Here is a 25,980-nt window from a genome sequence, read left to right on the forward strand (position 1 = left end):
GGTTGGCCTAGACTGTAGCGGTTGTCTCGGCGAGGTGGGTGCCGCGAGAGGTCGCCGGCGCCCGACGTGATCGACGCGGCGGCTTCGAGGGCCCTCGTGCGCGCACGTCGTGGACTCGCCGCCGGACAGCCGACAAGCAACGATCTCGATTCCACCACAAGGAGTGCATCCCCGTGTCCGAGGTACGTCTCACGGTCGAACCGCGCACCGAGTTCGGCAAGGGCGCCGCGCGCCGCACCCGTCGCGCAGGCAAGATTCCCGCGGTGCTCTACGGCCACGGCGTCGACCCGCGGCACCTGGCACTGCCTGCCATCGAGTTCGCCCGCGTGATCCGCGAGAACGGTCAGAACGCGGTCATCACGCTGGACGTCAAGGGCACCGACGGTGCGGACGCCACGCAGCTCGCGCTCACGAAGACCGTGACCTTCCATCCGCTGAAGAACTACATCGAGCACGTCGACCTCCTCGTCGTCCAGCGCGGCGAGAAGGTGACCGTCGACGTCCCGGTCGTCCTGACCGGCCAGTCGGCCCCCGGCACCCTGGTGACGCAGGAGCTGGACACCGTCCAGGTCGAGGCCGAGGCGACGCACCTGCCGGAGCAGCTGGAGGTGTCGATCGACGGCGCCGCGGCCGGTACGCAGATCGCCGCCTCGCAGGTTTCGCTGCCGCAGGGCTCGACGCTGGTGACCGACCCCGAGGCGCTCGTCGTCGTCGTGGCCGAGGCTCCGAGCGAGGCCGCCATGGAGGCCACGGTGGACGTCGAGGGCGCGGGCGTGGTCGAGGACAAGCCGGAGACCCCCGAGAACGCGTGAGTCTTCCCGCGAGGACATGACCGTGACCCACGATCTGCCAGGGGCCGGCGAGCAGGTGTTGCTCGTCGGCCTCGGCAATCCCGGACCGCGTTACGCGGGCAACCGGCACAACGTCGGCTTCCTCGTCCTGGACGAGCTCGCCGACCGCATCGGCGGCCGGTTCAAGGCACACAAGGGCGGCGCGGAGGTGTGCGAGGGCCGCCTCGCGGGACGCCGGGTCGTGCTGGCCAAGCCCCGGTCGTTCATGAACCTCTCGGGCGGTCCCGTCGCGGGTACGACGCGCTTCTTCAAGATCGGCCCCGAGGGCGTCGTGGTGATCCACGACGAGCTGGACCTGCCGTACGGATCGGTGCGGCTGAAGTTCGGCGGTGGCGCAGGGGGCCACAACGGGCTTCGCTCCATCACCAAATCCCTTGGCACGCAGGACTACTTCCGGGTCCGTTTCGGCATCGACCGCCCCCCGGGTCGCATGGACCCGGCCGACTACGTGCTCAAGGACTTCTCCACCACCGAGCGGCGCGAACTGGCGCTGAACATCGACCTCTGCGCCGACGCGGTCGAAACCCTGGTCGGCAAGGGGCTGACAGCCGCGCAGAACGCTTTCCACAGCCGCTGATCAAGAGTCCACACCGGACTTTCCGTCACCTGGCCGGGTGCTGACCGCCACCCGGGAGAGTCATACTCCGCCCCGACAGGTTTCCGGGACCACTCCTCGTGGCTAGGTCGTTGCGCACAGCGACGACGTTCGAGCCCGAGAGAAGGTCCCATGTCGTTCACCGCAGACGACGTCAACGCAATCCAGTTCGACAACGCGCCGTTCGGTCGCCGCGGCTACGCCAAGGCGGAGGTCGACGCCTTCCTCAGCCGCATCGCGAAGACGTTGGCGGGCCGGGACGACCTCACCGCCGCCGAGGTCCACCACGTCCAGTTCGGACGACCGCTGCTGGGACGCCGCGGATACGACGAACAACAGGTGGACGAGTTCCTCGACGCAGTGGAACGGCAACTCGCCGCGTTCCGAGGTCCGCGGCGGGCGGTCGTCACGGCGAAGGTCCACGAACACTGATGGACATCACCGCCGAGGACGTCGACAAGGCTTGGTTCCCGCCCGCGCCGTGGGGCACCCGCGGTTACAACCGCATGCAGGTCGACGCCTTCCTCAGCCGCGTCGCGGCCACACTGGAGGGTCGCGACACCGTGACGGCGGCGGACGTGCACAAGGTCGCGTTCACGCTGTGCCCGTTCGCCCGCCGGACGGTCGGCTACGACCCCGCCGCGGTGGACTCGTTCCTGCGGCTGGTGGAGGCGGCGCTCGCGGCGCGGGAATCCGCCGCGATGTCGACGCCCTACCTCGCACCCGCCCTCGACCACAGCCACGCCCGCGTGCCGCTGTGGCGCAAGTTGGTCTGAGACGGTCAGGCCCGGGAGTCGATGAGTTCCCGGTACTGCGTCGCGGTGGCCGCGCGCTTCACCTTGCCCGACGGGGTCTTGGGGAGACTGCCCTTCGGCAGCACCACGACCGCGTAGGGACGAGCGTCCACGGCGTCGCGGACCCGCGCCGCGACCTCCTTCGCCAGCGCGTGCTCGGCATCGACGTCACCGGCCACAGTGGATTCGAGCACGACGGCGAACCGCTCCCGGCGCGTTCCCGCGTCGATGCGTACCGCCACGGCGTTGCCCGCTCTGACCCCGTCCACGGAACTCGCCGCGCGTTCGATGTCGGTGGGGTACACGTTGCGCCCGCCGAGGATGATGACGTCTTTCTTCCTGCCGCAGATGACGATCTGTCCGTCCACGAGGTACCCGACGTCACCGGTGGGAAACCAGCCGTCGGCGTCCCTCGTGTCGAGCGGACCGTCCACGGTGAGGTATCCCGGCGACACCGCTTCGCCGCGAAGCTGGATCTCCCCGACTTCGCGCTCCGCGCGCACCGCGCCAACCTCGCCGACGATCCGGGCCTCCAGACCGGGCAACGGACGGCCGAGCACGGCGAACTGCCGAACCTCGTCGGTGCCGCGCCGAGGATCGCCCTCCGGAACGGCCACCGCACGGTCGTCGTCCTCCAGCGGCCGCGCCTCGATGACGTCCACGGTGAGGCCGGTGAACAGCGGGGCGAACGACACCGCGAGCGTGGCCTCGGCGAGGCCGTACGCCGGGAACACGCATTCGGCCGGCATGCCGAACCGCTTGCCCGCGTCGGTGAACGTGCGAACGGCGGTGGGGTCGATCGGCTCGGCGCCGTTGAGAGCGATACGCAGGCTCGACAGGTCGTACGCGTTGTCGTCGTCGACCTTGGCTAGCCTGCGGCCCACGATGGCGTACGCGAAGTTCGGCGCTGCCGTGGTGGTCCCGCGGTACTTGCTGATCAGTTCCGGCCACACGAGCGGACCGCTGAGGAAGTCGACCGGAGTGATCTTGACGAGCTCCACGCCGAACGTCATGGGCACGGTCAGGAAGCCGACCATGCCCATGTCGTGGAACAACGGGAGCCACGACACCATGACGTCGGTGTCGAAGTCGAACTCCGCACGCTGCACCATCGCGGTGACGTTGGAGAACAGGTTGCCGTGCGTGATCTTCACGGCCTTCGGGTCCGCTGTGGACCCACTGGTGAGCTGCAGGAGCGCCAGCGCGTCCTCTCCCGTCGGGACGGGTTCGGCCAGTGGCTCGGCTTCGAGCAGAGCACCGATCGAGCGGTAGGCGATGCCGTGTTCGTCGAGAACCGGCGCGAGGCCGTCGAACGGCTCGCCGAGCGCGACGAGGGACGAACCGATCATCCGCAACACCCGGAGCGTGTCCTCGGCCCACCTCGCGAGGTCGGTGCGCGCGGTGGGCTGGTGCAGCATCGTGACGCTGCCGCCCGCGAGCCACACACCCTGCACCGTCGGCGCGATGAGCTCGGGAGAGCCGGCCAGCACCGCGACCGCACCACCGGGTTCGAGCCCAGCCTCGACGAGGCCTCCGGCGACGCGGCGAGCACGCTGGTGCACCTCGAACCACGTTCTCCGAACGGGCTCCCGGGGTTCCCCGGTGACCATCCCCCGCTCCCGGCCACCCGCGTGCGCGGTGGTGACCATCGTCTCCACGAACCGACTCATGAGTAAACTTTAACCTCGCCCGGTTTCACTCCAGCGCCTCGGATGTCTCCAGCCACCGCTGTTCGAGGTCTTCCTTCTCCGCCAGCACGGCCTTGAGCTCGCTGTTCAGCTCCATCAGCCGGTCGGGCTCGGTCGCGGCCGCGGCCAGCGCCTCGTGCAGTCGCGCTTCCCGCGCCTGCACGGCGTCCAGTTTTCGTTCCAGTTTGGCCAGTTCCTTCGTCGCGGCACGCCACTCGGCCGCGCTCAGTCGCGGCTCCGCGCCGGGCTCCGGTTCGGCCTTCGCCGACTGCCCGGTGCCGCGAGCATCGCGCTTACGTGCGCGCTCGGCCCTGGTTTCCAGGTACTCGTCGATCCCTCCGGGCAGGTGGGTGATGCGACCGTCGCCGAAGAGCGCCACGACGCTGTCGCACACACGCTCGACGAGGTAACGGTCGTGCGACACCACCACGAGCGTGCCCGGCCACGAGTCGAGCAGGTCCTCCAACTGCTGGAGGGTGTCGATGTCGAGGTCGTTGGTGGGCTCGTCGAGCAGTAGCACGTTGGGCTCGGCCATGAGCAGCCGCACGAGCTGCAACCGGCGTCGCTCGCCACCGGACAGGTCCTCGACGGGCGTCCACTGCCGGGCACGGCCGAACCCGAGACGCTCGGCGAGCTGGGAGGCGGACAGTTCGTACTTGCCCAGCGTGACCCGGGAGGCGACCTTCTCGACGGCTTCGAGGACTCTCAGGTCCCCGGGCAGGTCGTCGAGTTCCTGCTTCAGGTGGGCCAGGTGCACCGTCTTGCCCTCGATCCGCCTGCCCGTCTCCGGTCCGGTCTCCCCCGCCAGCAACCGCAGCAGCGTGGTCTTGCCCGACCCGTTCACTCCGACGATGCCGATCCGGTCTCCGGGGCCGATGCGCCAGGTGACGTCGTCGAGCAACGTGCGCTCGCCCGTCGAGAGCGTGACGTCCTCCAGCTCCAGCACGGTCTTGCCCAGTCGACGTTTGGCGAACGTCAACAGCTCCACCGAGTCCCTCGGCTCGGGCACGCCGGAGATCAGGGCCTCGGCGGCCTCGACGCGGTACCGCGGCTTGGACGTGCGGGCCTTCGCGCCGCGTTGCAGCCACGCGAGTTCCTTGCGGGCGAGGTTACGGCGCTTCTCCTCCGCGGCCGCGGAGAGTCGAGCCCGCTCGGCGCGAGCGAACACCCAGTCCGCGTACCCGCCCTCGTACTGCTCCACCTTCCCGCCGGTGACCTCCCACGTCCGCCCGCACACGGTGTCGAGGAACCAGCGGTCGTGGGTGACGACGACGAGCGCGGTCCTGCGCGCCAGCAGGTGGTCGGCCAGCCACCGCACACCCTCGACGTCGAGGTGGTTGGTGGGCTCGTCGAGCACCACGAGGTCGAGTTCGGCCACGAGCGCGGCGGCCAGTGCGACCCTGCGGCGTTCCCCACCGGACAGCGTGTCCGTGGGCGTGTCGAGGCCGATGGCGGAGATGCCGAGCCCGTCCACGATCGAGCGAACCCGAGCGTCGGAGGCCCACTCGTGCTCGGCGGCGTAGTCGGCCAGCACCACACCACCGACCGTGCTGCCCTCGGCCAGCTCGGTGCGTTGGGTCACGACCCGCATACGCAGGTCACGGGTGTGGCTCACCCGGCCCGAGTCGGGCGGGGTGAGTCCGGCCAGCACTTCCAACAGGGTGGTCTTGCCGCCGCCGTTGAGTCCGACGACGCCGATCCGCTCCCCCTCCCCGACGCCGAGGGACACGGCGTCGAGCAGCATCCGCTCGCCGTAGGACTTGCTGACCGACTCGAGGTTGACCAGGTTGGCCATCCGCCTGTTACGTCCTTCCGTCGTTTCGCGTCACTCGTCGCACACGCGGGCGCCCGGCACGGGTCCGTGTGCCACGCGCACCGTGCGGCACACTCCCGCGCCCGCGAGTTCGGCGGCCACCTTGAGTGCCGAGTCGCCGTCGGAGCACAGGAACGCGCACGTCGGGCCGGACCCGGAGACCACGCCGGCGAGCGCGCCCGCGCTCACCCCGGCACGCAACGTGCGGCGCAGACCCGGCCGCAGTGACACGGCCGCCGCCTGGAGGTCATTGCCGAGCAGCAGGGCGAGGCGGCGTGGATCGCCGGAGGCCAGCGCCTCCAGCAACGCCTCCGGTGAGCCGACCCTCGGCGGGTCGCCTGCCTGGCGGAGGCGGTCGAGCTCCCCGTACACCTTCGGGGTCGACAGCCCTCGCTGGTCGAACGCGAGCACCCAGTGGAAGGTGTGCCGCGACAGCACCGGCACGAGCTGCTCACCCCGACCGGTGCCCAGGGCCGTGCCGCCGTACAGGGCGAACGGTACGTCACTGCCGAGCGTCGCGGCCACCTCCGCCAGCTCGTCGCGGTGCAGGTCGAGGTTCCACAGCGTGGAGCACGCGAGCAGCGCGGCGGCGGCGTCGGCGCTGCCGCCCGCCATGCCTCCGGCCACGGGGATACCCTTGCGGATCACCACGCGTACCCGGTTGGCCTCGTCCGGTTTGCCGACGTGTTCGGCCAGCGCGCGGACCGCGCGCACAGCCAGGTTGCCGTCGTCGGTGGGCACCAGCCTGGCCCCCTCGCCGGAGACCTCGATCCCGGCCTCGGGGCTCGCGAACACCGTGACCTCGTCGGTCAGCGACAACGCGTGGAACACGGTCGTGAGATCGTGGTAGCCGTCGTCGCGCAGATCACCGACCGACAGATGCAGGTTGATCTTCGACGGCACTCGCACGGTCACGGGCGGCGGTACGACGGCAAGCACGCCCACCAGCCTACTTGGCCGCCCGGAACCGCTGGTTCAGGCGGCGACGTCGCGCAGGCCGTACATCGGCGTACTCACGTGCGCGCCGCGTTCGGCGATCCACGCCAGTGCGGCGTCGGCCCGCTGGCCCTCCACGCCGAGGCGGAAGCGAGCCACCGGAGTGTCACCGAGCCGGGTCAGGCCGCCACCGATGGTGGTGAAGTCGACTTCGAAGCGGGCAGCGGCCTCGGGCAGCAGGGCTCCCACGGCGGCGAAACCGACGAGGACGACGTCCACGGCGCGGTCGTAGGCGGACAGGTGTGTCCTCGGGGTGTCGACCCGGGGCAGCAGGGCCTCCGCGATCGGGCTTCCGGGCTTGCCGAGGAGGCTCAGCAGCGTGCCGGACTCGACGACCCTGCCCCGGTCGAGCAGCGCGACCTCGTCGCAGACCCGGCGGGCGATGTCGGCGTCCCGGGAGGTGACGATGACGGTGGCGCCCAGTTCGGCCCTGGCCCGGTCGAGGACGGACAACACCGCGGCGGACTCCTCGCCACCGACACCGTGGGTGGGGTCGTCGGCCAGCAACACCGACGGCGCCGTGGCCAGTGCCCGTGCGAGGGCCACGCGACGCTGCTGCCCCGCGGTGAGTTCCGACGGCAGCCGTGCGCCCGCCCGCGAGAGCCCGATGACGTCGAGCAACGTTCCGACCCGGCTGCGCCTGCGGTCGGGGTCCACGCCCATCCGCTCCAGCGGGGCGGCGATGTTGCCCGCGACGGTGCGCTCCGGCCGCAACGCGGGGTCCACCACCGCGACCTGCCGTTGCGCGCCCCACAGCTTGCGGCCCGCGAGCCTGCTGGTGTCCATGCCGTCGTAGCGCACCGTGCCCCTGTCGGGCCGCTCCCGCAGCGCGACGCAGCGTGCCAGCGTCGTCTTACCGGCCTGCGCCGGTCCGACGATGCCGAAGAGTGAACCCGCGTTCACTGTGAGGTTGACATCGCGCAGCGCGACCACGGGGGAGTCGGCGGAGGTGAACGACTTACTGACGTTCTCGACGGTGATCACCAAAGCTCCAGGCAGCTCGAAAACGGGCGTCCAGCACAGGACGTCCGAAAGTAGGCAGACGGCTAAGAACCGACGTTGGTCGAAAGGAAGGGCGCTCAGCGGGAAACGGTGTGGCTACAACAAGCACACACCGTGCGACGGCCTTGATCGACGACTCGACGCTGCGTCAGGAGCGGCGTGCGGTACACAGGTCCTCCATCGGTCCTGGCGGTAGCACCTTCCCCATCGGGGCGGTTGCTGCGACGTCTCGGAGCCAGGTCTCTCGGTCGCTCGGGATGGATGCCCCCACAGTACATCGAACCCACCACGCGGTTGGCAAGCGTGGCTGGGCGAGATCACACTCTCGCCGCAACCCGGGCGAGTTCGGCGAACATCTCGACCGTGAGTCGTTCACCTCGGGTGGCGGGATCGATGCCCGCGCGAGTGAGAATCTCGGCGGCACGGTCGGCCGACCCCGCCCACGAGGCCAGGGCGGCACGCAGGGTCTTGCGGCGTTGCGCGAAGGCGGTGTCGACGAGCTCGAACACGGTGTCGCGCTCGACGTCCTCGGGTGGACTCGACCGCTCGAACGCGACCAGCGACGAGTCGACGTTCGGCACCGGCCAGAACACCGACCGGGACACCGCCGCGACCTTGCGCGCCCGCCCGTACCACGCGAGTTTCACGCTGGGGACGCCGTAGACGCGGCTGCCGGGTGACGCGGCCATGCGATCGGCCACCTCGGTCTGGACCATGACGAGCGCGTGGCGCAGCGACGGCAGCTCGGCGAGCAGGTGCAGCACGACGGGCACGGCCACGTTGTACGGCAGGTTCGCCACCAGCGCCGCGGGCGCGGTGGGCAACTCGTCCGCGCGCAGCCGCAGGGCGTCGCGTTCGAGCACGGTGAGCCGCGCGGCACCGTCGGGCGCGTGCTCGGCGACGGTGGTGGGCAGTCTCGCGGCCAGCACGGGATCGATCTCCACCGCCAGCACACGGGCACCGGCGTCCAACAACCCGAGAGTCAGGGAACCGAGGCCGGGGCCGACCTCGAGCACCGGGTCCCCCGGCGCCACGTCGGCGAGGTGCACGATGCGACGCACGGTGTTGGCGTCGTGCACGAAGTTCTGGCCCAGCTTCTTCGTCGGCCGCAGCCCCAGCGCCGAGGCCAACCGGCGGATCTCGGCGGCTCCCAGCAGGCCCGGTGTGTCGCTCACCGGGCCAGCCTAAAGTCCTCGCCGGACAGCGGGTCCGCGGGCTCTACTGCGGCAGCCCGAGCTGTGAGGAGCAGTGCGGCCAGGCACCGTAGCCGCCACGGGAGTCCCGCAGCTTGGTGGCGATCGCGATCTGCTGCTCGCGCGTGGCCTGGTGTGGGTACGCCGCGTACTGGGTGCCGCCGTAGGCGTCCCAGGTCTGCTTGTTGAACTGGAGGCCGCCGTAGTAGCCGTTGCCGGTGTTGATGGACCAGTTCCCGGTCGACTCGCACTGCGCGAGCGCGTCCCAGACGGCCCCGTCGCTGATGGGCGGGACGTCCGGCTCCTTGGTCCCTACCCGGACGATCTTCTTCTCGGCCTTCTTGACGACCTCGACCGACAGCTCCTCGCTGTCGATCACCTTGCCGTTCTTCTTCGTCACGCGGTAGGTGACGAGCTTCTCGCCCGCCTTGCCCTCGTCCTCGACGACCTCCTTGCCCTTCTCCAGGGTGTCGTCGTAGATGGTCTCGACCTCGGGCTCGATGACCTCGGTCTTCTTCACCACCGACACGCCGGTGCGGCTGACGTGCACCTCGGCGCCGTCGGTGAGCTTGAACTCCGCGCCCTCTTCGATCTTGTCCTGCTTGCCGAGGCCGAGGTTCAGCTCGGCGAGCAGCTCCTCCGCGGTGACGGCGTTGGTGGTGACCTCACGGGGCTTCTCGCCACCGTCGTAGAGGGTCACGGTCTTCTCGGTCTTGACCTCCAGGCGCATGCCGTCGAGCGGCACCTCACCCGACAGCGGCGCGGAGAACCAGGTGCCGCCGGTGTTCAGGTGGTCCAGCCCGAGCTGGCTCAGCGCCTCGCGCACCGTGGTGGCCCGGACCCAGGACTCGCGGGACTCACCGTCGACCACGAGGGTGAGCTGACGGCCGCGTTCGAGCTTGATGACCCCGCCGTCACCGACCGGCGCCTGCGGGGAGGGCGAGAGGGCGTCGTGCGCGCCGACGCTGATCCCGGCGTCCTCCAACACCTCGCCGACGGTGTCGCCGTAGCTGCGGATGGTCTGCTTCTCGCCGTCGACGTCGACCGTGACGCTCTTGTTCATCGCGAGCGCCGCGGCACCACCGCCGGTGAGGGTGATCATGACCGCGAGGACGGTGCCCCGCAGGAAGCGCTTCTTCCACGTCTTGACGGCGCCGACGAAACCGTCCTCGGCGTCCGGCTCGGCCGGCTCCTGAGGTTCGTCCGCCTTCTCCGTCGGCAACACGATCGGCGGAAGCATCGTGGTCTCGGCGTTGATGAGCCTGATGAGCTCGTCGACGTCGACGCCCGCTTCCGCCATGAGGGTCTCGGCGTCGGGACCGAGAGCGGTCAGCACGTCGTGGGGTGTGACTTCCGGCTCGGGCGAGAAGTCGAGGTTCTCGGCTTCGCTCGGCCAGTCGAGCAGGGCCGTGGAGGCAGCCGTATGCCCGTCTCTATCAGTCACAGGGTCGATCCCTTCACGTAAGTACACCGACTCCCGCAGTCAGCGCCGCCCTATCGCGCCCCGCAGGACGCTCTCCCCGACGTACACCGACGTGACTGTGGGCCAGGCGGGTGGCGGTCCGTGGGTCCCATCGGATCACCACCCGACACGGTCACGGGACCATAACGAGTGCCGGGGGGTTGCGCAAATACCCCCGGGGCAACTAGTGATCTTCCTCACGGCACGCTCGGTGAACTCACAGGGCCGTTCGGGTGAGAGATCCGGAAGCCGAATACCCTCTCCGCGTTACGCCGCGCTGCCTCGGCCACGGCCTCCACAGGCTGGTCCCGCAGCTCGGCGAGCCCCGCCACCGTGTACGCCGCGCAGTAGGGCTCGTTGGGCCTGCCGCGGAACGGGTGCGGGGTGAGGAACGGGGCGTCGGTCTCGACCAGCAGCTGCTCGTCGGGCACCAGCCGGGCCGCCTCCCGCAGCGCGTGCGCGTTGCGAAACGTCACCGTGCCCGCGAACGACAGCACGTAGCCCGCGTCGACACACCGCCTCGCCACGTCGGCGTCCCCGGAGAAGCAGTGGAAGACCACCGTCTCCGGAGCGCCCTCGGCCTCCAGGATCGACAGCACGTCGTCGTGCGCCTCACGATCGTGGATCATGAGCGGCTTGCCCACGCGCTTGGCGAGGTCGATGTGCCAGCGGAACGCCTCCTGCTGGGCCTCCGGCGGCGAGTAGTCCCAGTAGTAGTCCAGGCCCGTCTCGCCCACGGCGACCACGTGCTCGGCCGCCGCGAGACGCTCCAGTTCGGCCCTCTGCTCGGCTGTGAAGTCCTTCGTGCGGGTCGGGTGCAGGGCGACGGCGCCGTGGAGCCGGTCGTCCCACGCCGACGCCTCGGCGACCCAACGCGCCGAGGCGAGGTCGTCGGCGACGGTGACGACGGCGGCGATCCCGGCCGCCGACGCCCGGTCGAGCGCCGCCCGCACCTGTTCGGGTGTCGTCGCGCCGCACGCGTCGAGGTGGGTGTGCGAGTCGACCGCCGGTACCGGAAGCCGCTCCGGTACCGGCGGCGGTTCCCGACGACTCATCCGTTCACCTGGATCGGGGCCCATTCCGGCCCCGTCTCGGCCAGCTTCGGGTCGATCTTGGCGAACAGCGGGGTCGGTTTGGCCAGCGGCCTGCCCACCTCGATCGGCCTGGATTCCCAGCGAGCCTGCTCGGCGTCGTAGCCGCCGGTCAGGATGGGGTTCACCCGGTCGGGCACGTCGAGGTCGGCGACCTCCTTCAGCTCCGGCTGCGCCGCCCACACCCCGGTGCCGCCCAGCGCCTCGTGCACCTTCTGCGCCGCGTGCGGCAGGAACGGCGTGAGCAGCGTGTTCGCGTCCGACACCACCTGCAGCGCCGTGTGCAGCACCGTGTCACGACGCTCCGGGTCGTCCTTCAGCTTCCACGGCTGCTGGTCGGACAGGTACTTGTTGGCCGCCGACACCACGCGCATGGCCTCCTGGGCGGCCTGCCGGAAGCGCGACCGGCTCAGGTGCGCGCCCACCGTGTCGAACGCCGCGCGGGCCTGCGCCTTGAGGTCCTCGTCGGCCTGGGTCGGGGTGTTCGGCCTCGGGACACCGCCGTTGTTCTTGTGCGCCATCGAGATCGAACGGTTGACGAGGTTGCCCCACTCGTTGGCGAGTTCGAAGTTGACGCGGCGGGTGAACTCGTCCCACGTGAAGTCGGTGTCCTGCGTCTCAGGTCCCGCGACGCTGATGAAGTACCGCAGCGTGTCGGGGCCGAACTCTCGCAGGAAGTCGTGCACGTAGATCACCGTGCCGCGCGAGGTGGAGAACTTCGAGCCGCTCATGGTGAGGAACTCGCTCGACACGATCTCGTCGGGCAGCCGCAGCGTCCCGTACGGGCCCGGTTCGCCGCCCTTGTCCCCCTCGCCGTTGTGGCCGAGCAGCAGCGCGGGCCAGATCTGGGCGTGGAACGTGATGTTGTCCTTGCCCATGAAGTAGTAGCTGCGGGCGTCGGGGTTGTTCCACCACTGCTGCCACGCGTTCGCGTCGCCGGTACGACGGGCCCACTCGACGCTCGCGGAGAAGTAGCCGATCACCGCGTCGAACCAGACGTAGAACCGCTTGAGCGGCTGGTCGCGCCAGCCGTCGAGAGGGATCCGCACGCCCCAGTCGAGGTCGCGGGTGATGGGCCGGGGCCGCATGTCGTCGACGAGGTTGCGGGTGAAGTTGAGGACGTTGGGCCGCCAGTCGGTCTTGGTGGACAGCCACTTGCCCAGCGTCTCGGTGAACGCGGGCAGGTCGAGGAACAGGTGTTCGGTCTCGACGAACTTCGGCTTCTCGCCGTTGATGCGCGAGCGCGGGTTGCGCAGCTCGGCGGCGTCGAGCTGGTTGCCGCAGTTGTCGCACTGGTCGCCGCGCGCGCCGTCGTAGCCGCAGATGGGACACGTGCCCTCGATGTAGCGGTCGGGCAGCGTGCGACCCGTCGACGGGCTGATGGCGCCCGTCGTGGTCTTGGGGATGACGTAGCCGTTGCGGTGCAGCGCGAGGAAGATCTGCTGCGTGACCTCGGCGTGGTTGCCGGTGCTGGTGCGCGTGAAGAGGTCGTAGGACAGCCCGAGGCCGCGCAGGTCCTCGGTGATCTGGCGGGTGTACTTGTCGGCGGCCTGCTGCGGGGTCAGCCCCTCCTTGTCGGCCTGCACCTGGATCGGCGTGCCGTGTTCGTCGGTACCCGACACCATGAGCACCCTGTTGCCGGCCATTCGCTGGTAGCGGGAGAAGACGTCGGACGGGACGCCGAAGCCGGACACGTGGCCGATGTGGCGGGGGCCGTTGGCATAGGGCCAGGCCACCGCGGTCAACACTGGGGTGCTCATACCTGGTTAGCCTACGGACCTCCTCCGGCGTTTCGTGCGCGAGGGACACGTGTGGAAGTGGAGGCGTCGCGACATGTCGGCTGTCCGGTTACTGGTGCTCGGCGTGGTGCGCATGCACGGTCGCGCGCACGGCTACGTCGTGCGCCGCGAGTTGTTGTCCTGGTCGGCCGACACGTGGGCCAACGTGCAGCCGGGGTCGATCTACCACGCGCTGAAGAAGATGAACTCGGAGAACCTCCTCGCCCGCGTGGACACCGGCGACGAGGGCCGGCCCGACAAGGTGACCTACGAGCTGACCGCGGACGGCGAGCGTTACTTCGACCAGCAACTGGCGAAGATGCTGGCCGAGGTCCGCCGGGATCCCAGCGCCAACTACGCGTTCGCCGCGGCGGTGGCGTTCCTTCCGACCCTGACCAGGGACCGCGCGATCAGCCTTCTGGAGTACCGCCTCACCCAGCTCACGGGCGGGCTCGCGAACCTCGACGTCGCTCTCGACCATGGCACCGACTGGGGGCAACCCCAGCACGTCAGCGCCCTCTACCGGCTCTGGCGCGCACACGTGGAGACCGACATCGGGTGGACGGAGGACCTGTTGAGCCGTCTCCGAGCGGGCGAGTACGTGATGGCCGACGACGCGGGTCACTCGTTCGGAAGTCCCGACCCACCGAAGTAATCAAATTTGACTAATGTCAGGTCCTGCGAGAGAGTACCCGCGTCCACGGGTAGTCAAATTTGACTACGGAAGGGGTACGCATGATCAAGGCACGCGGCCTTGCCCGGCGGTTCTCCGCCAGGGGCCGCACGGTCGACGCCGTCCGGGGCGTCGACATCGACGTCGACCAGGGGGAACTCGTCGGCTTCCTCGGCCCCAACGGAGCCGGGAAGACGACCACACTGCGCATGCTCACCACGCTGCTGCGCCCGACGGCGGGCGAGGCCGAGGTGGCGGGATGCGACCTGCTGCGAGACCCGCTCGGAGTGCGCAAGCGCATCGGCTACGTCGCCCAAGGCGGAGGCACACTGCCCGAGTGCAGGGTGAACGAGGAGCTCGAACTGCAGGGCAGGCTGTACGGGCTGTCGAAGGCCGACACCGCCCGCCGCGCCGCCGCGCTGGCCGAGCAGCTCGACCTGTCCGGTCTGGACGGCCGGCTCACCAAGACGCTGTCAGGGGGACAGCGACGCAGGCTGGACATCGCACTCGGGCTCATCCACAACCCCCCGCTGGTCTTTCTCGACGAGCCCACCACCGGGCTCGACCCGCAGAGCCGGGCGAACCTGTGGGACCACATCGACCACCTGCACGCCGAGCAGGGCGTGACGGTGTTCCTCACGACCCACTACCTCGACGAGGCGGACGCCCTGTGCGACCGCATCCTCGTCATCGACGGAGGCCGGATCGTCGCCGAGGGCACTCCCGACGAGCTCAAGGCCCGCGTCTCGGGCGACCGGGTGGAGATCGGCTTCGACCACACCGGCGAGCAGGCCGCCGAGGCCGCGTCGCTGGTCGGCAAGATCGACGGCGCGCACGAGGTGAGCGTGACCGGCGACCTCGTGCGGTTCCGGGTGCCGCGCGGGGACGTGGTGCTGCCCGAACTGCTGCGCGCGTTCGACGCCCGGGGCGTGGCGATGACCTCCATGCAGGTACAGCGGCCCACGCTCGACGACGTGTTCCTCACCATGACGGGCCGCAGCCTGCGCGAGGCCCACACAGCCCCGCCCGGCCCCGAGGAGGTCTCCGATGTGGCGTGACACCTGGCTGATCTTCCGCAGGGACTTCGCCCTGTCCGTGCGCAACCCGGCCTGGCTGATCATCCAGATCATGCAGCCGGTGCTGTACCTGGTGCTGTTCGGCCCACTGATGGAGAAGGTCGTCGCCAACACGCCGGGCTTCCCGCCCGGTGACGTCTGGACCATCTTCACCCCCGCGCTGATCGTGATGATCGCGTTGTTCGGTACCTCGTTCGTCGGGTTCGGGCTGCTCGCCGAGTACCGCAGCGGCGTCGTCGAGCGACTGCGGGTGACTCCGGTGAGCAGGGTCGCCCTGCTGCTGGGGAAGGTGCTGAACAACGTGCTCCAGGCACTGGTCCAGGCACTCATCCTCATCACTCTGGCGGTGGTCGTGTTCGGCCTGCGCGCCCCGGTCGGCGGCATCCTGCTCAGCCTGGTGATCGCGGCCCTGCTCGCCGTCACGATGGCGTCGTCGTCGTACGCGCTGGCGATGACGCTGAAGAGTGAGGAGGCGTTCCCGGCTCTGCTGAACGCCGTTCTGCTTCCCGTGCTGCTGTTGTCCGGCATCCTGCTGCCCATCACCGCGGGCCTCGCACCGGGCTGGCTGTACACACTGTCGCGCATCAACCCGTTCAGCCACATCGTCGAGGCCGAGCGCGCCGGTTTCCGGGGCGACTTCACGACGGACGGCCTGCTCACCGGCAGCCTGGTGCTGGCGGTGCTGACCGTACTCGCCGTGTGGTGGGGCGCGAGCACCTTCCGCAGGGAGAACGCGTGAGCCGGCTCCCGGCGTGGTGGACGGCGAGAAGCTCCCGCCGCGACTAGCCTGCCGCCATGACCAGGCACGGGACGCGGGGCGAGGCGTGGGGGATCAGCCTCGCCCCGCACGCGCCGTGCCCCGACTGGCGGGCGCTGGGAGCGAGCCGCGCGGTGACGTTCGCGTCGGTCAGCATCACGGACAACTCGAACTGGGTGGACCGGGACGCGGCCGCACGGCTGACCGAAGCTCTGCACGCCGGCGTCCACGCCGGTATCCGGCATCTCGGCCGCCCCGGCGCCCCGCAGGACCAGGCACGGCACGTCGTGCGCGTCGGCAAACCCCTCGGCGCGTTCACCCCGGGCACGCTCGCGCCCACCCTGGACGCCCGAGCCGAGGGAGTCGACGACCGGTTCGTCCGCACGTGGATCAGAACGTTGCGGCAGGAGGCCGTGATCCGGCGCGTGCTCGTGTACGCCGAGGCGGCCCAGTGGTTGCACCGCTTCCGTCCCGACAGGTGGGCCGACGACGACGTCGTGCTGTGGTCGGCGTGGCACAACGGCGTCCCGGGCCGCGCCGGGTGGTTCCACCCCCGCCTCGGGCTACACGAACACACCGGAGAAGGCGGCATCGGCAGGCATGCGCTGGTCTACCCGTTCACCCTCGCCGACGTGCTCGTGTAGAGATCGAGCGGATCAGTCGAGCACCAGCCGGGTCCGGGTGAGGTAGACGTTGTACGGACCCCACTGCGACACCAGGTAGTACAGGTCCGGGCCGTCGAGCGACCACGGGTGCAGGTAGCCGCCGTAGACGGCCGGGTGCTCGCCGCCCGAGACCACCACCTCACCCGGTGTCCACGGGCCGGTGAGCCGCTCCGCCGAGCGGAGCACGATGCCACGGCGCGCCTCGTCGAGGTGCATGAGCAGCCACCGGCCGAGCGTTCGGTGGAAACCCAGCGACATCTCCCCCACCGGGCCCTCCACCACCGCGGCCGCCGCCCGGGCCCGCCTGCTCCAACCCGATCCCGTCCAGTACTCGAACGCGCGCGTGTCGGGCAGCGCGGCCACGTCCGCCCTGGCGAGGTAGGCGTCGCCGTATCGGCCGTTGGTGGTGCCCAGCAGGTACACGCGCCCCTCCGCGAACGCGAACGCGCCGAGCTGGAACCGGTTGTCGCCCCACCGGTTCGGCCAGCGGGCGCCACGTGGCTTCTCCCACGTCCTCCCATCGTCACGGGACACGGCGATGCCGGCGTGGTTCGTCCGCCACACGCCCGGCCGGATCCACTCGCGCACCGACATGTAGTGCAGGTAATGCGCACCGTCCACGGCGATTCCGCTGTTCGGGATCACCGTGACCTCGCGACCCCCGCCCGAGGGCAGCACCTGTGCCGCGCTGCCGTCGGGCCGCGCCACCACGCCGTCGAGTCGCAGCCCCGCGTCGAGGTCCCGGTTGGTGGAGTAGGCCAGCACGTTGCGGCGCCAGTCGGCGTGCTCCGGCCCGGGACCGCTGCCGCCCCAACCGCGGCCGTAGGTGTCACCGAACGCCACCAGGACCCGACCGTCGCCGCCGTCCCAGAGAACACCGAGGTCGGTGGCGTGGATGCCGAACCGCTCGTCGGTGCGGCTCGGCGAGCCCGCGCCGGTGACAGGGCCGATCCGCGTCGTCTCGCTCGCCCGCACCACACCCTCGACGTAGCCGGGAACGTCGCTGGGGAAACGTTCACCCGGCGGCGGCGCCACGGTCGGTCGTCACCCCGCGAACCGCAGCCCCACCACACCACCGATGATCATGGCCAGGCACAGCAGCCTCACCACACTCGCGGGTTCCTCCAGCGCCACCATGCCGTACACGGCGGTGCCGACCGCGCCGATTCCCACCCACACCGCGTACCCCGTACCGACCGGGATGGTCCGCAGCGCGTACGCCAGTCCGGCCATGCTCGCCGCCAGTGCCACCAGGAACAACAACGACGGCCACAGCCGCGAGAACCCGCGCGACGCCTCCAGCGCGGCGGCCCACACGGTCTCCAGCACACCGGAGACGACGAGAACGACCCACGCCACGGCTCAACCCCGCTCCCTCAACACGGCGTCGTAGAGTTCCTTCCTCGACATCCCGGCCGCCTGCGCCACCTCGCTCGCCGCCGACTTCAGCCGCTCGCCAGCCTCCACACGTGACCGCACCTCCGCGACCAGGTCCCCGAGATCGACCGCCCTCGGCGCGGCGCCCTCCAGCACCACCGTGATCTCGCCGCGCACGCCGTCGGCCGCCCACTCGGCGAGCTCACCGAGTCCACCACGCCGTACTTCCTCGTACGTCTTCGTCAACTCCCGGCACACGACGGCCCTGCGGTCGGCGCCGAGCGTGTCGGCGGCCTCCGCCAACGTCGCGGCCAACCGGTGCGGCGACTCGAAGAACACCACCGTGCGTGGCTGGTTCGCCAGCTCGCGCAACCAACGCGCCCGCTCCCCCGCCTTGCGAGGCACGAAACCGTCGAAGCAGAAGCGGTCCGGTGGCAGCCCCGACACCGCCAGCGCCGTCGTCACCGCGGAGGGACCCGGCACGCAGGTCACCCGCACGCCGTCGGCCACACACGCCGCGACGAGCCGGTAACCGGGGTCGGACACGCTCGGCATCCCGGCGTCGGTGACGAGCACCACCGTCAACCCACCACGCAGCGCCTCCAGCAACTTCGGCAGCCGCGCGGACTCGACGTCCTCGTAGAAACTCACGACCCGACCCCGGGGCGTCACTCCGAGCGCGGTCGCGAGAGCCCTGAACCGCCGGGTGTCCTCGGCCGCCACCACGTCCGCCTCGGCCAGCACCTCGGCCAACCGGGGAGAGGCGTCACGGGAATCACCGAGCGGAGTCGCGGCCAGGATGAGAGTCACACCGCCAGAGGCTAGCCCGTAGGATCGAGCCCCGTGACCGCACTCCTCACCCGTTCGTCGGCGGGCGGCGTGGGCCGAGCGCCACAGATCCTTGAGCCCCCGAGTGACCGCGAAGCCACCCTCCTCGGCAGGCCGATGCCCGGCGACCGGATCCGCGCGCTGATCGTCACGGTCGTGCTGACCGCGATCGGCGCGTTCGTGCGGCTTGTCGATCTCGGAGTGCCCACCGACAAGGGCACCCCGGTGTTCGACGAGAAACACTACGTGCCGCAGGCGTGGCAGATGCTGCGCAACGGCGGGTACGAGGACAACTACGGCTACGAGTTGGTGGTGCACCCGCCGCTGGCGAAACAGCTCATCGCCGTCGGTGAGTGGCTTTTCGGGTACAACGGCTGGGGCTGGCGGTTCAGCGCGGCCGTGGCCGGGGCGTTGATCGTCCTGATCACCGTCCGCGTCGCGCGCAGGCTGACCCGCTCCACACTGCTCGGCGCGGTGGCCGGTGTCCTGGTGATCTGCGACGGGGTGCTGCACCTCCAGTCGCGGATGGGGATGCTCGACATCTTCATCGCGCTGTTCGTGCTCGGCGCGTTCGCCTGCCTGCTGTGCGACCGCGATCAGGTGCGCCGGCGGTTGGCGGTCGCCGTGCGCGAGGGCTGGGTCGACGCCTCGCCGTACGGGCCGAGGCTCGGCTTCCGCTGGTGGCGGTTCGGCACCGGAGTGCTGCTCGGGCTCGCCACGGCCGTGAAGTGGTCAGGCGCCTACTGGGTGATCGCGTTCGGTCTGCTGTGCCTGGCCTTCGACGTCGCCGCGCGCAAGGCGGCCGGCGTGCGCAGGCCGTGGGCCGGGACGCTCCGGCAGGACCTGCTCCCCGCCGTCTGGGGCATCGGCGTGATCTCCGTGCTGGTGTACCTGGGGAGCTGGTGGGCCTGGTTCGCCAGCGAGACCGCCACCGACCGGCACTACGTGGAGATCTCCGGCGCCGGCGGCGGGCCGTTCGCGTTCGTGCCGGACGCCCTGCGTTCGCTGTTCCTCTACACCGTGAACGTGCTGGACTTCCACAGCAACCTCACCACGCCCGAGGACGATCCCCACCCGTGGGAGTCGAAACCGTGGACGTGGCCGATGGGGCTGCGTCCGATGCTCTACTACTACGAGTCGGGTGAAAGCGTCACCGGCTGCGGCGAGTCGAAGTGCGTGAGCGCCACGATGCTCATCGGCACGCCCGCGATGTGGTGGCTCTCGCTCCCCGTGCTGGCATGGGGTCTCTGGCGGTCGGTTTTCCGTGGCGACTGGCGGTACGCGTCCGTGCTGGTGGGCTACTTCGCCGGCCTGCTGCCGTGGTTTCTCAACCTCGACCGGCAGATGTACTTCTTCTACGCCACCCCGCTCGCACCGTTCCTGGCTCTCGGACTCACGCTGGTGCTCGGGCAGATACTCGGCAGCGCCCGCAGCGGTTACGAACGGCGGGGCACCGGCCTGCTTCTGCTGTCGCTCTACGTGGGGCTGGTGGTCGCGAACTTCGTGTGGCTGTGGCCCATCCTGGTCGGGGACCCGATCACCTACGGCCGGTGGCAGGCGGAGCTGTGGTTGCCCTCGTGGCGGTGACCACCGGCCGGTTCGAAACCTGGAACGTCAAGCTCGTGGTGGCCGCTGCCGTGGTGGGCCCAGAACTCCGGGCCCACCAGTCGTCACTGCTGGCGCGGCACGAGCTTCGTGACAGGACCGTCGGGCGACGTACCCGCCCGTGACAACCAGCCCTCCACCTCGCGGTAGACGACGTTGAGAGTGGGCCGGTTGCGCGGCTGCGGGTCCAGCGAGGCGGCGAGCAACCGCCCGTGGACGCTCTGCCTCGGCAGGTGCGTGGGCGCCTCGGCTCGGGCGGCCGCCATGAGCGCCGCCATCGGGGTCTCCCTGGTACCGCGAGGAGGCTGGCCCGTCAGCGCGTAGCTGACGGTGGCCGCGAGCTGCCACGCGTCGGAAGCCGGGCTCGCGGGCGCGCCCGCCGCCGCCTCGGGTGCCACGTAGTCGGGGGTGCCGACCATCATGCCGGTGGCCGTCAACTTCGAGTCGCCCCTGCTGCGCGCGATCCCGAAGTCGATGAGGTGTGCCACGCCCTGCGGGTCGACGATGATGTTGGACGGCTTGATGTCGCGATGCAGCACCCCCTTGCTGTGCGCCGCCGCCAACGCGCTGGCCATGGTCGCCCACAACCGCCCCGCGGCCACGTCGTCCAGCGGGCCGCCGTTGTCGACGATCTCGGCGAGCGGCTGCCCCTCCAGGTACTCCATCACGAGGGCGAGCCCGTCGGGTTCCTCCACGAGGTCGTAGACGCGGACGCAGTTGGGGTGGCTGAGGGCCGCCAGCGCGCGAGCCTCGCGCTGCATGCGTTCCTCGGTGTCGGTGTCCGGCGCATGGGCGATCTTGAGCGCGACCGTGCGGCCGAGCTGCGTGTCCACGGCCTGCCACACGGTGCCGAACCCCCCGTGCCCCAGCCGGCGCACGCGCCGGAACCGGTTGCTTCCCTGCTGGGAGCTGCCGGGCGGGGTGGGCACCGGGCCGGGTACCGCCGCGAGTTCCGCGGGCGGTTCCGGCGCCGGGGCCACCGAGGTGGGCGCGTACTGCTTGGCAGGTGGAGGCGGTGGCGGTGGCGTCTCCGGCTCCCGGGTCTGGACGTGCACGGGTTGCTGCGGCGGCTCCTGCTTGGCGGGCGTCGAGTCGGGGCGGCGGTCGGAGTTCTCGATCGTCGACCAGCTCGGCGGCCCCACGATGGCCACCGGGATGACGCCGAGGACGGTGACGGGCAGGAACCCGAGCCACAGGTGCACGGCCGTGTTGGCCTCCACCCCGGCGCACACGAACACGAACACCACGAACGGCACCCACAGCAGCCTGCCCGGCCACTTCGGGCCCCGCCGCAGTGCGATGCGGCCCATCAGCATCACGGCCAGCAGGATCAGCACGGGCAGACCGACGAGGCCGATGAGGTCGAGGCCGTAGGAGAAGACACCGTCGGAGGGGTAGAACAACGTCTCGTAGACGTTCTGGCCGCCGCCCAGGTACTCGTCCTGCGGCCCGACGCCGTAGTCCTGCTGGAGCGCGGCGACCTCCGCCCCCGAGAGTCCGGCGCTGTCACCGCGGAAGTTCGCCCGGAACACGCTGGCCACACCCGTGGCGAGGAACCACGGGATCAGCAGCACGCCGACGACGCCGAGTACAGCCAGCGCGGCCAGGGCACCGCCGTGGTAGCGGTTGCCGGTGAACTTGCGCATCAACGCGACGGCCACGGCCGTTCCCACCGGGAACAACCCGATCAGCGCACCGGCCATGCTCGTCGCCCATGCCCAGTCTCCGGGCCAGAACCCCGGCTGGAACAGCTGATAGGCGAACGAGAGCAACGCGCTCGCGATCGATTCCACCCCTCGCTCCTTCGCCGCGTCGCCCGGCATAGTCCGAAGGCACAGTATGCCTGTCTTTCGCACCCGAGCTTACGGTGGGCGGGGCCCGCCCTTCGCAGTCGACCGTCACCGAGCGGTACCAGCCGCGTCCTCACCACCCGGTCGGGTGCCACGACGACCAGGCGATCCACGGCCACACCCTGGTGTGCCGCGCCCACCAGCCCTACCGTCGTCGCAGACGACCTCGACGCTCAAGGAGGAGCCGCATGGTGGGCACGGGCGCGTACCGAGAGCAGTACCGGCGCAGTCTGGAGGACCCGGAGGCGTTCTGGCTGGAGGCCGCGCGAGCCGTCGACTGGACACGCACCCCCACCATCGCACTCGACGAGACCCGGGCACCGCTGTACCGCTGGTTCCCCGACGGGGAACTCAACACGGCCGCCAACGCGCTCGACCGCCACGTCGACGCGGGCCGGGGCGAGCAGGACGCCCTCGTCTGGGACTCCCCCGTCACCGGGTCGAGCGCGCACTACAGCTACCGGCGCCTGCGCGACGAGGTGGCGACCCTCGCGGGCGCGCTGCGCTCGCTCGGCGTCGGCAAGGGCGATCGCGTGGTCGTCTACCTGCCGATGGTGCCCGAGGCGGTGGTGGCGATGCTGGCCTGCGCCAGGCTCGGAGCCGTGCACTCCGTGGTGTTCGGCGGGTTCGCGCCCAGGGAGCTGGCCGCGCGCATCTCCGACGCCGCGCCGAAGGTCGTCCTCACCGCCTCCTGCGGAATCGAGCCGTCCCGGATCGTGGAGTACGTGCCGATCGTGCGCGAGGCCCTGAACCTCGTCCACGACGACGGTGCGCGACGGCCGGACCACGTCGTGGTGCTCCAGCGCGACGCCGCGCGCGCCGACCTGCGGGACGGCGAGCTCGACTGGAACGACCTGGTGGCGTCGGCGCAGCCCGCCGCCCCGGTCCCGGTGGCCGCCACCGACCCGCTCTACGTGCTCTACACCTCCGGCACGACCGGGAGGCCGAAGGGCGTGGTGCGTGACAACGGCGGGCACGCGGTCGCGCTGGCCTGGTCGATGGCGGCCGTGTACGACATCGGCCCCGGTGACGTGTGGTGGACGGCCTCCGACGTGGGCTGGGTGGTCGGCCACTCGTACATCGTGTACGCGCCCCTGCTGGTGGGCGCCACCACCGTGCTGTACGAGGGCAAACCCGTCGGCACCCCCGACGCCGGTGCGTTCTGGCGTGTCGCGGCGGAACACGGCGTGAAGGCCCTGTTCACCGCACCCACCGCTCTGAGGGCCGTCAAACGCGTCGACCCCGAGGGAGCCGAGATCGCCCGCTACGACCTCGGGAAGCTCCGCACCCTGTTCCTCGCCGGTGAGCGGTTGGATCCGCAGACGTACCACTGGGCGAGCGAACGACTCGGAGTACCCGTGATCGATCACTGGTGGCAGACCGAGACGGGCTGGCCCATCGCGGCCAACCCCCGCGGGCTGGAAGCGATGCCCGTCAAACCCGGCTCGGCGACCGTGCCCATGCCGGGATGGGACGTCCGCGTGCTGAACCAGTCCGGGCAGGAGCAGGCCGCGGGCGTGGAGGGCGCGATCACCGTGAAGCTGCCGCTTCCGCCCGGTTCGCTGCCGACGCTGTGGGGCGACGACGACCGCTTCGTCGAGTCCTACCTGTCCCGGTACGAGGGCCACTACCTCACCGGCGACTCCGGCTACCTCGACGCCGACGGCTACCTGTTCGTCATGGGCCGCACGGACGACGTGATCAACGTGGCGGGGCACCGGCTGTCGACGGGGGCGATGGAGGCGGTGCTGGCCGCGCACCCGGCCGTGGCGGAGTGCGCGGTGATCGGTGTGCGAGACGCCCTCAAGGGCCAGGTGCCACGCGGCTTCGTGGTGCTCAAGGCGGGCGCCGACATCCCGGAGGAGCAGCTCAGGGACGAGCTCGTGGCGGCCGTCCGGGCGGAGATCGGGCCGGTGGCGGCGTTCCGGGACGTCGCCGTCGTCGACGCACTACCGAAGACACGGTCGGGGAAGATCCTGCGAGCCACGATGCGGGGCCTCGCCGACGGCCGGGACGTCGTGGTGCCGTCCACCATCGAGGACCCGGGTGTGCTCGACCGCCTGCGGAGCGCACTGCGACCGGCAACCTGAGGTCGTCGGAGCGCTCGCGGCGAGCGTGCGGACGGCGAGCGATGCGCCACCCCACTCACCCGATCGGTGGTTGTCTGGACCAATCATTGGTCTGAACCTGTAAGGCACCCCTCACTCATCGGAGGTGCTCGTGCGCAGACGCAGAACCAGGGCAGTCCTCACCGCCGCCGTGGCGTTCGCCGCCGCGCTCTCGGTGTCGACTGCGACGAACGCCACGGCGGACCCGGCCGTCACCGGCGCGGCCCCACCGGCGAAGTCGGCGCAGTCCTCGCTCACCGACATCATTCCGGCGCCGGTGGAGGTGGCACCCGACGGCGACGCGGACTACCGGCTCCGCCCGTGGACCCTCATCCGCACGGAACCGCACTCGGCCGAGGCCCGCGAGGTCGGCAGGCTCCTCGCCGACTCGCTGCGCCCCGCCACCGGCTACGCCCTGCCGGTGGTGCCCGCACACGGACGCGGTGGCGGCATCGCGCTCCTGATCGACGACGTGGGCGAGGAACTCGGCAGCGAAGGCTACCGGCTGGAAGTCACGAAACGCGGGGTCACGATCCGCGCCAACACGGCCGCCGGCCTGTTCGCGGGCACGCAGACGCTGCGGCAACTGCTGCCCGCCGACATCGAAGCGGACTCCCGGCGCAACGTGGCGTGGACGGTGCCCGGCGGCACCGTCGTCGACCACCCGCGGTTCGACTACCGGGGCGCGATGCTCGACATCGCCCGCCACTTCCACACGCCCGACGAAATCAAGTCCTACATCGACGAACTCGCCCGCTACAAGATCAACCACCTGCACCTGCACCTGACCGACGACCAGGGCTGGCGCATCGAGATCGAGAGCTGGCCGAAGCTCACCACCGTGGGCGGCGGACCCGGCACGGGCGTCGACGGTGTCGGCGGCGGGTTCCTCACCAAGGAGGAGTACAGCGACATCGTCGCCTACGCCGCCGAGCGCTACATCACCGTCGTCCCGGAGATCGACATGCCGGGCCACACCAACGCGGCGCTGTCGACGTACGCGGAGCTGAACTGTGACGGCATCGCGCCTCCGCCGCGCACCGACATAGCCGTGGGATACAGCTCGCTGTGCATCGACAAGGAACTCACGTACGAGTTCGTGGAGGACGTCATCCGGGAGGTCTCGGAGCTGACCCCCGGTCCGTACCTGCACATCGGCGGTGACGAGGCACACGTGACCCCGCCCGAGGACTACCGCGTGTTCATGCAGCGCGTGGTGCCGCTCGTGGAGAAGTACGGCAAGCGGCCTTTCGGGTGGAACGAGATCGTACGGGCCGAGCCCACCACCGACACGGTGGCCCAGTACTGGGGCACCACCACGAACCACGCCGACCTCGCCGACGCGGTGGCCCGAGGCCATCAGGTGATCATGTCGCCGGCCAACAAGGTGTACCTGGACATGAAGTACGACGAGGACACGACGCTCGGCCTGTCCTGGGCGGGGTACATCGAGGTCCGCGACTCCTACGAGTGGAACCCCGGCGCACACGTCACCGGTGTCGGTGAGGACGCCGTGCTGGGCGTCGAGGCTCCGCTGTGGTCGGAGACGCTGCGCTCGTTGGACCACATCGAGTACATGGCGTTCCCGAGGCTCGCCGCCGTGGCGGAGATCGGCTGGTCGCCGCAGGAGGCACGCGACTGGACCTCGTTCAGCGAACGGCTGGGCAAGCAGGCACCGCGCTGGGAGGAGCGGGAGGTCGACTTCCACCGCTCACCCCAGGTTCCCTGGGTGAACTGAAGAACCGCCCGGCGAGGGGCCGCGGGCCCATCCCCGCGGC

Annotated in this window: 23 protein-coding genes and 1 riboswitch; of the genes, 11 read left to right on the plus strand and 12 right to left on the minus strand. The window is 70.5% G+C overall.

Annotation, left to right across the window (positions count from 1 at the left end):
* The first annotated feature begins 173 nt into the window (after positions 1–173).
* The 4 genes from SACCYDRAFT_RS21045 to SACCYDRAFT_RS21060 all read left to right on the plus strand — a co-directional run bounded on the left by SACCYDRAFT_RS21045 (position 174) and on the right by SACCYDRAFT_RS21060 (position 2,222).
* Complete coding sequence (locus SACCYDRAFT_RS21045; protein WP_005459242.1) at positions 174–812, plus strand: 50S ribosomal protein L25/general stress protein Ctc; 639 nt, start codon at positions 174–176, stop codon at positions 810–812.
* A 22-nt stretch (positions 813–834) separates the two neighbouring features.
* The gene (gene pth, locus SACCYDRAFT_RS21050) at positions 835–1,428 is read left to right on the plus strand and encodes an aminoacyl-tRNA hydrolase (protein ID WP_005459244.1); all 594 of its coding nucleotides are present in this window, start codon (positions 835–837) and stop codon (positions 1,426–1,428) included.
* A gap of 150 nt (positions 1,429–1,578) precedes the next feature.
* Positions 1,579–1,878, plus strand: coding sequence for a DivIVA domain-containing protein (locus tag SACCYDRAFT_RS21055; protein WP_005459246.1), 300 nt, complete (start codon positions 1,579–1,581; stop codon positions 1,876–1,878).
* Positions 1,878–2,222, plus strand: coding sequence for a DivIVA domain-containing protein (locus SACCYDRAFT_RS21060; protein WP_005459248.1), 345 nt, complete (start codon positions 1,878–1,880; stop codon positions 2,220–2,222). Before SACCYDRAFT_RS21055 ends, SACCYDRAFT_RS21060 begins: the two co-directional genes overlap by 1 nt.
* A 5-nt stretch (positions 2,223–2,227) precedes the next feature.
* Here SACCYDRAFT_RS21060 and SACCYDRAFT_RS21065 read toward each other — a convergent pair whose 3' ends face one another.
* The 8 genes from SACCYDRAFT_RS21065 to metG form a co-directional block, all read right to left on the minus strand.
* Complete coding sequence (locus tag SACCYDRAFT_RS21065) at positions 2,228–3,910, minus strand: fatty acyl-AMP ligase (protein WP_005459249.1); 1,683 nt, start codon at positions 3,908–3,910, stop codon at positions 2,228–2,230.
* 25 nt (positions 3,911–3,935) lie between these two features.
* The gene (locus tag SACCYDRAFT_RS21070) at positions 3,936–5,723 is read right to left on the minus strand and encodes an ABC-F family ATP-binding cassette domain-containing protein (RefSeq protein WP_005459250.1); all 1,788 of its coding nucleotides are present in this window, start codon (positions 5,721–5,723) and stop codon (positions 3,936–3,938) included.
* Between the two features lie 30 nt (positions 5,724–5,753).
* Positions 5,754–6,680, minus strand: coding sequence for a 4-(cytidine 5'-diphospho)-2-C-methyl-D-erythritol kinase (locus SACCYDRAFT_RS21075; RefSeq protein ID WP_005459251.1), 927 nt, complete (start codon positions 6,678–6,680; stop codon positions 5,754–5,756).
* Between the two features lie 36 nt (positions 6,681–6,716).
* Positions 6,717–7,721, minus strand: a complete 1,005-nt coding sequence (locus SACCYDRAFT_RS21080; RefSeq protein ID WP_005459252.1) for a methionine ABC transporter ATP-binding protein — start codon at positions 7,719–7,721, stop codon at positions 6,717–6,719.
* A 192-nt stretch (positions 7,722–7,913) separates the two neighbouring features.
* A riboswitch (SAM riboswitch) is annotated at positions 7,914–8,003 on the minus strand.
* Positions 8,004–8,056: 53 nt separating this feature from the next.
* Positions 8,057–8,914: a 16S rRNA (adenine(1518)-N(6)/adenine(1519)-N(6))-dimethyltransferase RsmA gene (gene rsmA, locus SACCYDRAFT_RS21085; RefSeq protein ID WP_005459253.1), complete on the minus strand. Its 858-nt coding sequence runs from the start codon at positions 8,912–8,914 to the stop codon at positions 8,057–8,059.
* A 43-nt stretch (positions 8,915–8,957) separates the two neighbouring features.
* Positions 8,958–10,376 carry a resuscitation-promoting factor gene (locus SACCYDRAFT_RS21090; RefSeq protein ID WP_005459254.1) on the minus strand — a complete coding sequence of 473 codons (1,419 nt, stop codon included), beginning with the start codon at positions 10,374–10,376 and terminating at the stop codon, positions 8,958–8,960.
* A gap of 215 nt (positions 10,377–10,591) precedes the next feature.
* Positions 10,592–11,449 (minus strand): TatD family hydrolase, encoded by an 858-nt coding sequence (locus SACCYDRAFT_RS21095; RefSeq protein WP_005459255.1) that lies wholly within the window; start codon positions 11,447–11,449, stop codon positions 10,592–10,594.
* A complete protein-coding gene (gene metG, locus SACCYDRAFT_RS21100; RefSeq protein ID WP_005459256.1) occupies positions 11,446–13,245 on the minus strand; it encodes a methionine--tRNA ligase in 1,800 nt (599 codons plus the stop codon). The genes SACCYDRAFT_RS21095 and metG overlap by 4 nt, the downstream gene beginning before the upstream one ends.
* A gap of 73 nt (positions 13,246–13,318) precedes the next feature.
* Between metG and SACCYDRAFT_RS21105 the strand changes: the two genes are divergently transcribed.
* From SACCYDRAFT_RS21105 to SACCYDRAFT_RS21120, 4 genes are all read left to right on the plus strand, one after another.
* Entirely contained in the window at positions 13,319–13,918 is a 600-nt protein-coding gene (locus tag SACCYDRAFT_RS21105; protein WP_005459257.1) for a PadR family transcriptional regulator, read from the plus strand.
* An 80-nt stretch (positions 13,919–13,998) separates the two neighbouring features.
* Entirely contained in the window at positions 13,999–14,994 is a 996-nt protein-coding gene (locus SACCYDRAFT_RS21110) for a daunorubicin resistance protein DrrA family ABC transporter ATP-binding protein (protein WP_005459258.1), read from the plus strand.
* A complete protein-coding gene (locus SACCYDRAFT_RS21115) occupies positions 14,984–15,751 on the plus strand; it encodes an ABC transporter permease (protein ID WP_005459261.1) in 768 nt (255 codons plus the stop codon). Before SACCYDRAFT_RS21110 ends, SACCYDRAFT_RS21115 begins: the two co-directional genes overlap by 11 nt.
* A gap of 56 nt (positions 15,752–15,807) precedes the next feature.
* A complete protein-coding gene (locus SACCYDRAFT_RS21120) occupies positions 15,808–16,413 on the plus strand; it encodes a glycoside hydrolase family 25 domain-containing protein (RefSeq protein ID WP_005459262.1) in 606 nt (201 codons plus the stop codon).
* Between the two features lie 12 nt (positions 16,414–16,425).
* On the opposite strand, the gene SACCYDRAFT_RS21125 is transcribed toward SACCYDRAFT_RS21120, so the two are convergent.
* From SACCYDRAFT_RS21125 to rsmI, 3 genes are all read right to left on the minus strand, one after another.
* Complete coding sequence (locus SACCYDRAFT_RS21125; RefSeq protein ID WP_043537455.1) at positions 16,426–17,412, minus strand: DUF4185 domain-containing protein; 987 nt, start codon at positions 17,410–17,412, stop codon at positions 16,426–16,428.
* A 66-nt stretch (positions 17,413–17,478) separates the two neighbouring features.
* The gene (locus SACCYDRAFT_RS21130; RefSeq protein WP_005459264.1) at positions 17,479–17,793 is read right to left on the minus strand and encodes a DMT family transporter; all 315 of its coding nucleotides are present in this window, start codon (positions 17,791–17,793) and stop codon (positions 17,479–17,481) included.
* Between the two features lie 3 nt (positions 17,794–17,796).
* A complete protein-coding gene (gene rsmI / locus SACCYDRAFT_RS21135; RefSeq protein WP_005459265.1) occupies positions 17,797–18,621 on the minus strand; it encodes a 16S rRNA (cytidine(1402)-2'-O)-methyltransferase in 825 nt (274 codons plus the stop codon).
* Positions 18,622–18,654: 33 nt separating this feature from the next.
* On the opposite strand from rsmI, the gene SACCYDRAFT_RS21140 reads away from it, so the two are divergent.
* Positions 18,655–20,226 (plus strand): dolichyl-phosphate-mannose--protein mannosyltransferase, encoded by a 1,572-nt coding sequence (locus SACCYDRAFT_RS21140; RefSeq protein WP_005459267.1) that lies wholly within the window; start codon positions 18,655–18,657, stop codon positions 20,224–20,226.
* A gap of 83 nt (positions 20,227–20,309) precedes the next feature.
* Here SACCYDRAFT_RS21140 and SACCYDRAFT_RS21145 read toward each other — a convergent pair whose 3' ends face one another.
* Positions 20,310–22,037, minus strand: a complete 1,728-nt coding sequence (locus SACCYDRAFT_RS21145) for a serine/threonine-protein kinase (RefSeq protein WP_005459269.1) — start codon at positions 22,035–22,037, stop codon at positions 20,310–20,312.
* Between the two features lie 245 nt (positions 22,038–22,282).
* Here SACCYDRAFT_RS21145 and SACCYDRAFT_RS21150 point away from each other — a divergent pair, with 245 nt between their 5' ends.
* Both SACCYDRAFT_RS21150 and SACCYDRAFT_RS21155 read left to right on the plus strand, forming a co-directional pair.
* The gene (locus SACCYDRAFT_RS21150; RefSeq protein WP_005459271.1) at positions 22,283–24,184 is read left to right on the plus strand and encodes a propionyl-CoA synthetase; all 1,902 of its coding nucleotides are present in this window, start codon (positions 22,283–22,285) and stop codon (positions 24,182–24,184) included.
* 130 nt (positions 24,185–24,314) lie between these two features.
* Positions 24,315–25,940: a beta-N-acetylhexosaminidase gene (locus SACCYDRAFT_RS21155; protein WP_005459273.1), complete on the plus strand. Its 1,626-nt coding sequence runs from the start codon at positions 24,315–24,317 to the stop codon at positions 25,938–25,940.
* Positions 25,941–25,980: the final 40 nt, after the last annotated feature.

It is taken from the genome of Saccharomonospora cyanea NA-134 (assembly GCF_000244975.1).
Classification (GTDB): Bacteria; Actinomycetota; Actinomycetes; order Mycobacteriales; family Pseudonocardiaceae; genus Saccharomonospora; species Saccharomonospora cyanea.

Bases quoted from the DNA above. Each gene is read 5' to 3' on its own strand.
- SACCYDRAFT_RS21055 (WP_005459246.1), top strand. From the start codon at position 1,579: ATGTCGTTCACCGCAGACGACGTCAACGCAATCCAGTTCGACAACGCG.
- SACCYDRAFT_RS21060 (WP_005459248.1), top strand. From the start codon at position 1,878: ATGGACATCACCGCCGAGGACGTCGACAAGGCTTGGTTCCCGCCCGCG.
- SACCYDRAFT_RS21065 (WP_005459249.1), bottom strand. From the start codon at position 3,910: ATGAGTCGGTTCGTGGAGACGATGGTCACCACCGCGCACGCGGGTGGC.
- SACCYDRAFT_RS21070 (WP_005459250.1), bottom strand. From the start codon at position 5,723: ATGGCCAACCTGGTCAACCTCGAGTCGGTCAGCAAGTCCTACGGCGAG.
- SACCYDRAFT_RS21095 (WP_005459255.1), bottom strand. From the start codon at position 11,449: ATGAGTCGTCGGGAACCGCCGCCGGTACCGGAGCGGCTTCCGGTACCG.
- metG (WP_005459256.1), bottom strand. From the start codon at position 13,245: ATGAGCACCCCAGTGTTGACCGCGGTGGCCTGGCCCTATGCCAACGGC.
- SACCYDRAFT_RS21105 (WP_005459257.1), top strand. From the start codon at position 13,319: ATGTCGGCTGTCCGGTTACTGGTGCTCGGCGTGGTGCGCATGCACGGT.
- SACCYDRAFT_RS21110 (WP_005459258.1), top strand. From the start codon at position 13,999: ATGATCAAGGCACGCGGCCTTGCCCGGCGGTTCTCCGCCAGGGGCCGC.
- SACCYDRAFT_RS21115 (WP_005459261.1), top strand. From the start codon at position 14,984: ATGTGGCGTGACACCTGGCTGATCTTCCGCAGGGACTTCGCCCTGTCC.
- SACCYDRAFT_RS21120 (WP_005459262.1), top strand. From the start codon at position 15,808: ATGACCAGGCACGGGACGCGGGGCGAGGCGTGGGGGATCAGCCTCGCC.
- SACCYDRAFT_RS21150 (WP_005459271.1), top strand. From the start codon at position 22,283: ATGGTGGGCACGGGCGCGTACCGAGAGCAGTACCGGCGCAGTCTGGAG.